This is a genomic window from Ferrimonas pelagia (genome assembly GCF_039543565.1).
GTDB lineage: Bacteria > Pseudomonadota > Gammaproteobacteria > Enterobacterales > Shewanellaceae > Ferrimonas > Ferrimonas pelagia.
In genome coordinates, this window is the sequence record NZ_BAABJZ010000001.1 from 1 (window position 1) to 6538 (window position 6538).

General features: G+C 57.6%; 7 protein-coding genes. 1 reads left to right on the top strand and 6 read right to left on the bottom strand.

From position 1 onward, the window contains the following. The 6 genes from tnpC to yciH all read right to left on the bottom strand — a co-directional run. The coding region (gene tnpC, locus ABEA08_RS00005) for an IS66 family transposase (protein ID WP_345331985.1) at positions 1-859 on the bottom strand (859 nt) is incomplete at its 3' end. 173 nt (positions 860-1032) lie between these two features. Then, positions 1033-3321 (bottom strand): patatin-like phospholipase family protein, encoded by a 2289-nt coding sequence (locus tag ABEA08_RS00010; RefSeq protein WP_345331987.1) that lies wholly within the window; start codon positions 3319-3321, stop codon positions 1033-1035. Positions 3322-3438: 117 nt separating this feature from the next. Beyond that, entirely contained in the window at positions 3439-3636 is a 198-nt protein-coding gene (locus ABEA08_RS00015; protein WP_345331989.1) for a type 2 periplasmic-binding domain-containing protein, read from the bottom strand. 354 nt (positions 3637-3990) lie between these two features. Beyond that, positions 3991-4410, bottom strand: a complete 420-nt coding sequence (gene ruvX, locus ABEA08_RS00020; protein WP_345331991.1) for a Holliday junction resolvase RuvX — start codon at positions 4408-4410, stop codon at positions 3991-3993. Then, a complete protein-coding gene (locus ABEA08_RS00025; protein WP_345331992.1) occupies positions 4407-4970 on the bottom strand; it encodes a YqgE/AlgH family protein in 564 nt (187 codons plus the stop codon). The genes ruvX and ABEA08_RS00025 overlap by 4 nt, the downstream gene beginning before the upstream one ends. 92 nt (positions 4971-5062) lie before the next feature. Further along, positions 5063-5389, bottom strand: a complete 327-nt coding sequence (yciH, locus tag ABEA08_RS00030) for a stress response translation initiation inhibitor YciH (protein WP_345331993.1) — start codon at positions 5387-5389, stop codon at positions 5063-5065. Positions 5390-5653: 264 nt separating this feature from the next. Here yciH and ABEA08_RS00035 point away from each other — a divergent pair, with 264 nt between their 5' ends. Continuing rightward, entirely contained in the window at positions 5654-6208 is a 555-nt protein-coding gene (locus tag ABEA08_RS00035; RefSeq protein ID WP_345331995.1) for a DUF4136 domain-containing protein, read from the top strand. The last annotated feature ends 330 nt before the right edge of the window (positions 6209-6538 follow it).

The following is a 6538-nucleotide window of genomic DNA, read 5'->3' on the forward strand; positions in this document are numbered from 1 at the left end:
CAGTAAAGTTGTAGCCAGCATATTGGTCGGTAATGAGAAAGCTACGCGGTGTCTCGCCTAGCAACTTTTTGCCTGCTTCCTGCCCCCGAGAATAGTGAGTCAGGAAGTAGGCCGCTTGGTCACTGCATGAGAGCCACATCCAGCGCCGTTCGCCTTTGCGCTGATGGCTGGTCTCATCGGCGTGGATAATCGCGGCGTTATCTACGGCGGCGCGGATCGCCTCATGAGTCGGAGTCAGCATGTGTGTCACCCGCCCTTGGGCTTCCGAGATGGCGCCCGTGCTGAAGTTAAGCCCGAAGGTTTGCAATAGGTGCTGCCGGATCTGCCTCACGCTCTGATGGAACTGGCCACTTTGCAGCACAATAAACGCCAGTAAGTTGGGGCCCATCTGACTTTGGCTGACAGTGCTTGGGAGCTGCGCCTTGTTCTGATGGCCACACCGGGTGCACTGGCCTGAATAGGCCTGGTGCTCTGTGACTTCATAAAGGACTTTCGGCAGTTCAAAAACTTGCCGAGTTTTGGTGGGACGGGCGTTGCTGACGACCTTCGCCCCACAGCAGGAACATTGGGGATTGGGATGGTACTGCTCAACCTGGAGTCGCTCATCATGAGGATGAGCGGGGCGACGGTGGCCCTTATGTCCGGGTTGAGCTCCGGGCTTTTTTCCCGAAGGTTTTCGTTTGGTTGGCTTCCCTTGTCCTGGCCGGTTAACCGACGGGGGCAGCGATGAGTTTTGGCTGTTTTGATTGATACGGTCTTCCAACTCAATCAGTTTGTCCCAGAGAAAGCGGATGATGTCCCGAGCTTCCTCATCATTCTTGAACTCTGGTGGTGGCGCATAGCGCTTGTTTGTTTTCATGCCACCAGATTGACGGTATGGCGAGATCGTTCAAGCGTAAATTGAGCAAAACTTGTTGATCATCAATCGATCGCTGATCTCGCTGTCAACAGCGCACTGGTGAACGGTTACGAGCCAGCGACGGCATCCTTTCCTCCTCAGTGATGGGCGCAGTCCCTTACCAACACCCGTACTTAAAACGCCTTACCAAAGAAAAAATACACACTGTTCTCGCCGCTGCTGGCTTGGCCGTAACCCAGTGCGGTAGGCCCCCAGCCAGTATCGGCGCTGATAAAGAGGCTGCCTGCGTAGATAAGATCACTGAGTGAGACTTCATCTTGGGTAAGCCAGACATTGCCCGCTTCCGCAGACAGGCCCAAGGACACGGGCCAGCTGATCCCCCAGGGGACCTTATTCAGATCAAACCGGTAGATCCCCCCCGCCAGCAACTTATGGCTACCAAACAACGCATCTTTGCTGTAGCCGGAGAGATTGAGAAAACCGCCCAGCGAGACCACCCGAGACAAGTGCACGCCATCCTCACTGATCCCCTGGCCCTCCAGCGTGCCGATCCAGTTATGCGGCCCACTCTGGGTGGCGCCACTCCACTGCACCAGATAGGAGAGCATCTGGGTCGATTCCACCCCCGGCTGAAGTGAGCCTTCAAACAATTGCGAATAGCTGTCCAGATGGGCAACTTGAACCAGCCATTGACTGCCTTGGGAAGGAAACAGCGCACGATCCATGCTGTCATAGCCCAGCGTCAACGTCGGGCCATGGATTTGATATTGGCCGATCCGCTCACTGAAGCGGTCCGGTAGACTGCGGTAGTTGCCATCCTCATAGGCGTATGCCAACTCTATCTGCCAGTGGGGATCCAGATTGATCCCCAGCCCCGCTAAGATCCCATTGCTGCGCTGGCGCAACTGGTTGGTGGCGTCTTGTTCAAACACCACCCATTTCAGATCCCGATACTCGTACTGAGTCCGCCAATAGTAACGACGATGGCCCCCCATCGGTTGATACAGCTGGGTACGAAACTCCTTGCTGGAGCCCATATTCAGCTCGCTGCGCCACTCCAGATCGCCGCTGAACAGATCTTTCGCTGTGAAGGCCAGATCCAACCCGAGATCCAAATCGTCTTCGAAGTTCTCCTCGAAGCGGATCCCCATATCGAACACGTTGGGCCCCCAGCTTTTGTGCTTCACATCCACCACCAACTCGACGCCTTCGGGGTGTTGACGCAGCTGAGTCTCCACCCGCTCAAACTCATTGAGAGCATAGATCCGCCCCACCGCGGCTTCGATCTCGTCCGGTGCGATCTCATCCCCCGCACCGAGTCCCATCGCCGTCGTGATCACGCTATCACTCAAGCTCGAGTCGTTGTTCAGCGTCACCCGCCACAGTCGCTGCTGTTGCGGTAACAACGCGGCTCGACGCCGTGCTTTGTGTTGCAGATGCGCCTGGTAAGCCTGTGGTGACAGCGAAAGGGCTTCGAGATAGGCGATGTGTCGCAGCGCAGCCGCTTCACCGCGCTCGATCATCATCGGCATCTGAACAAAGTCGCTGGTACCCACCCCTTCAATGTCAGGCACGATCAGCTGATCCTGCTCGCTCAGCAGCGCCACTTGCTGATCCCGGCTCAGGTTGGTCAGATAACCCGATAGCTGATCGATCACGTCAAACACCGAGCCCAGCTCCTCCTGAGTAAGCAGGGGAGAGCCGATGTCCACCGCGATCACAGTGTCTGCCCCCATCGCCTGCACTTGAGCAACCGGCAGGTTATTCACCAGCCCGCCATCCACCAGCAAGCGGCCCTGATGTTCAATCGGGGCCAGCGCGCCGGGTACCGTCATGCTCGCCTGCATCGCCACCACCAGATCGCCCTCCGAGAACACCACTTCACTGCGATCGGTCAGATCCGTTGCCACGGTTCGCAGCGGGATAGGGAGATCGTCGAAGTCAGAAATCGAGGGAACCGGGCCGAGCGAGCGGCGGATCAAGGATGACATGGTCTGCCCCGCCAACACCCCTCGGGGCAGGGTAAACTCGCCGTCGTTAAACCCCATCTTAAGCTCGATCGGGTACTTATCGACAAACTGCTTGTTGCGATAACTCAGCTCCTGACGCGGAATGCCGTCGGAAAAGCCACTATCAAAATCCAGCGTGATCAGCAGCGCCTCGATCTCATCGGCACTCAAACCGGTCGCGTACAAAGCCGCGACATAGGCTCCCATCGAAGTGCCTGCGATGTAGTCCACCGGAATGCGATGCTGCTCCAACACCCGCAATACCCCAACATGGGCCGCCCCTTTGGCCCCGCCACCGGACAGGACAAGTCCGATCTTCGGTCGCGGCGCGACGTCTGGCTGCTGCGTAACCTGCGCTGACACCGCCTGCGCCTGCGCGGCCTGAATGCTCAGTACCAAGCTCAGCAGTACCGACCGGACGATCCCGTTGCCACGCCCGTGTCTCGACCTCATTCGACTCAATGCCATGCCCATCCCTTTGCGTAAACCTATCCCGTTGCCGATCTGCTCCCGTCCGCACTCGTACGTGGATGAAGGGCGTCGTTCCACTTTAACGCCCCAATCGCGTTTTTACAGCCCTTGCGCCTTGGCCATGACAAAAAACGCCGACAGATACTCGGCTTGGGTGTGATCCCGGCGCACGCCGAGAAAGATCTGCTTAGCGATCCCCTCCGGCCCCAATAGGACCGGCACCACCGGCATATTGCTGGCGTACTCCGCCACCAACCAGCGAGCCTGAAGCCCCACCATCGCAATCAACAACGCCATGCCTTGGTCGCTATCTTACTGACAGTCACTTTACGCCGCTCTGGCTCAGAGCTTCTGGGCCAATAAGGCCAGACATACGCAAACGATCCTCCCTAGCCCGCCGCAAAACACGTGCAAATAATGAGCAAAAATAGCTCCCCAACACAGCCAAGATAACGCCGCTCAGCTGAACAACAATCAGCAAAGATCAACAGGGCTGCCCGCCTTTGAAAACAGGATCCAGGCCGCGCGCACTTTGCGCCGGCGCCGCAAAGCCGCGGCATAAACCTAGGCCCGAAAACGCCACAAGCCCGCACGAAGCGGGCTTGTGTCTATGGCCAGAAGTCGGCGGTTTACGTGCTTAGAGCACGAGCCTCACGCACCATACTGCGACTCAAAATAGCTCTCGACGATCACCGCCGCCGACTGCGCATCCACCGCGCCCTTGGTCAGCGCCTTATAGCCGCCACGCTCAAACAGCCGCGCCTTGGCATCCGTGGTGGTCAACCGTTCATCCTGCGTTAGGGTTTCGATGCCATAACGACCAAACAAACGATTGGCAAACTTACGCGCCGCACGGGTCACATGCTGCTCGGTGCCATCCATATTCAGCGGCAAACCGACGATCAACTTATCCGGCTGCCACTCCTTAATCAGCTTGGCAATGTCATCCCAATTGGGGATCCCATCTTGTGCCTTGATCCCCCGCAGCGGCTGCGCCGTGCCGGTGATGCTTTGCCCTACGGCGACACCAATGCTCTTGGTGCCAAAATCGAATCCGAGTACGGTACTCATGAATGTCCTACGTCATTAGAAATTTGCCACACGTTCACGCCGAGCCGACGGGTCGCCTCCTCCCAGCGCTGCTCATGCGGAATATCAAACAGCAGATCGTGCTCCGCCGGAATGGTCAGCCAGGAGTTGGTAGCCAGCTCCTGCTCAAGCTGCCCCGCGTCCCACCCCGCGTACCCCAGCGCCACCAGCGAGCGGGCCGGTTGCTGCTCGCCACCAAAGGTGTCGAGCACATCCCGCGAGGTGGTGATCATCAAACCATCCGGCAGCGCCAAACTCTGGCCTAGTCCCGGCAGTGCCGAATGCAGAACAAATCCACGCTCCGGCGTCACCGGCCCCCCCATCAACACGCGATTGGCCAAGCCACTGGGCAAGACAAAATCCGCCCCCTTCAGCGCCATCTTGCGTAGCAACTCATCGAGCGTGACGTCCACCGGCTGATTGATGATCAGGCCCATGGCGCCCTGCTCGTCGTGATTGCACAGATAGGTTACCGAACGGGCAAAGAAGGGATCCTGAAGCGACGGCATCGCGATCAGCAGGTGGTGCTGCAAACTGTGCATAATCTTCACCTCTTAGTGACAGCGCCAAAGCGAGCACCGGGCGCTCGCTTTAGCCGAACCCCCGAGTCGAACCTCGCCCGCTCATGCCAAGCTTAACCGCCGGCCAACTTAACGGTGTACGCCTTCTGCTCCAACAAGGCTTTCACCTTGGCGCGATCATCGCCTTGGATCTCAATATCAAAACCCTTCACCGAGCCGCCGCAGCCCAGCTTTTTCTTTAGCTCACCCGCCAGCTTCTTCAGCGCCGCCGCGTCCAGGCCCAAACCCGTGATCACCATCGCGCCCTTGCCCTTGCGCCCCTTGCGCTCCATCTTGATGCGAACAATGCCATCCCCACTCGGAACGGCGGGGGCGTCTTGCGGCTGCGTGATGCGACCCGCGTCGGTGCTGTAAACCAGCTGAGAATCGTTTGAGATCATAATCGGTCATAAAACTTGTGGATGTGGGCCAATTGTACCAAATCCCCGGATCGACTGTCGCCGGATCGCTCCGCCCCCGCAAGCGCACCTGTACAGGAACTGACCAACCCATCAGAAAGCGATGGAAATTCAAGGGGGAAACTTCCAACACTCAGCCGCAACTGGCAGGATAAAGCTCAGCGAAGGTTCAAACGTTCGGAACAATTCTCCGACTGGGCAGGTCTACTCCGTTACCAGGCCCAAGAAACAGAAGGTAAGCCCATAATGAAAAGATTAATGTTGGTTGCCATGGCGCTGCTGATAACCGGCTGCAGCTCCATCAGCACCGATGCCGACTTCGACACCCAAACCGACTTCAACCGATACCAGACATGGGCATGGGTCGAAAGCAGTGAAGCCGTCGGCGAGCAGCAATACCATGTTGATGGCCTGACCGATCGGCGGATCCGCAATGCCATCAACCGTGAGCTAACCGCTCGAGGCTTGACTCAGGTCGACGCCGCACAGGCCGACATGCTGGTCAACTATCTGACCCAGACCGAAAAAAAGGTCAACGTCGACACCTTCTACTCCAGCTTCGGCTACCATCCCTATTACTACGGGCGCTACCCCTTCCACACCGGGATCCACGCCGACACCCGAGTGCGTGAGTATCAGGAAGGCACTCTGGTGGTGGATCTGATCGACCGCCAAAGCAAAAGCTTATTCTGGCGTGGCAGCGGTACCGACACAGTCAAAGAGTACAAAAACCCGCAGCAGCGCACTGATCAAGTCAATGAGGTGGTCAACCTGATCCTGCAGCAATACCCACCACAGTAAGCCCAAATCGAGTAGGAGGGGGCCTTGCGGCCCCCGTCCTCTCACACCACCGGGCATACGGTTCCGTACCACGGCGGTTCAAGTTAAACCTTTGAGCCGCTGATAATGACCCAGCAGCGATATCAGTCCTAAACGANATCAGTCCTAAACGAGCAAACAACTTCGCTGGCAATGCTAAATTCAGATGCGACGCGCCCGAGTTTCACCAGGGACCGCGACCGTTTGTGGCGCTAATCCAAGCGTGTTTCTCTTTTAAACCCAATCGCATCATCATCCTGGCTCGACTTATCGGCCGTTTCCATTGTCGCCAAAGCAGCTTACGTAGATGCC